Origin of the sequence: Corynebacterium sp. HMSC076G08 (assembly GCF_001811515.1) — a bacterium.
Classification (GTDB): Bacteria; Actinomycetota; Actinomycetes; order Mycobacteriales; family Mycobacteriaceae; genus Corynebacterium; species Corynebacterium hiratae.
Map to the genome: position 1 here is coordinate 1 of NZ_KV805033.1, position 1,097 is coordinate 1,097.

Below are 1,097 nucleotides of genomic sequence, written 5' to 3' on the forward strand. Positions count from 1 at the left end.
GTTGTTGGGTTGCCCGAGTAGCAGCGGGCTCGTGGAATCTGCTGTGAATCTGCCGGGACCACCCGGTAAGCCTAAATACTCAGTGTGACCGATAGTGTATTAGTACCGTGAGGGAATGGTGAAAAGTACCCCGGGAGGGGAGTGAAATAGTTCCTGAAACCATGTGCTTACAATCCGTCAGAGCACTTTTTATTGTGTGATGGCGTGCCTTTTGAAGAATGAGCCTGCGAGTCAGCGGCATGTCGCGAGGTTAACCCGTGTGGGGTAGCCGTAGGGAAACCGAATCCTAATTGGGTGTTGTTAGTGGCATGTCCTGGACCCGAAGCGGGGTGATCTACCCATGGCCAGTGTGAAGCAGTAGTAAGATGCTGTGGAGGCGCGAACCCACGTAGGTTGAAAACTGCGGGGATGAGTTGTGGGTAGGGGTGAAAGGCCAATCAAACTCCGTGATAGCTGGTTCTCCCCGAAATGCATTTAGGTGCAGCGTCGCATTAGCTTGGTGGAGGTAGAGCTACTGGTTGGTTGAGCGGGACTACAATCTTAGCAATGTCAGCCAAACTCCGAATGCCATCAATTGTGTTGTGCGGCAGTGAGACTGTGGGGGATAAGCTTCATAGTCGAGAGGGAAACAGCCCAGATCGCCGGTTAAGGCCCCTAAGGGTGTGCTAAGTGGAAAAGGATGTGGGATCGCGAAGACAGCCAGGAGGTTGGCTTAGAAGCAGCCATCCTTGAAAGAGTGCGTAATAGCTCACTGGTCGAGTGGTCCTGCGCCGACAATGTAGTGGGGCTCAAGCACACCGCCGAAGCCGCGGCAAACTTTTTGTTTGGGTAGGGGAGCGTCGTGCATGTGTTGAAGCGTTACCGTAAGGAGGCGTGGAGTGTGTGCGAGTGAGAATGCAGGCATGAGTAACGAATTGGAAGGTGAGAATCCTTCCCGCCGGATGACTAAGGGTTCCTGGGTCAAGTTCGTCTTCCCAGGGTGAGTCGGGACCTAAGGCGAGGCCGACAGGCGTAGTCGATGGACAACCAGTTGATATTCTGGTACCCGTATATCCGCGCCCATGATAAAGCACTGATACTAACCACCGCGGATACGA

The 1,097-nt window shown here is 53.7% G+C and carries 1 rRNA gene; it reads left to right on the top strand.

The features are described from left to right. Positions 1-1,097, top strand: a 23S ribosomal RNA gene (locus HMPREF2806_RS04885); the annotation flags it as partial.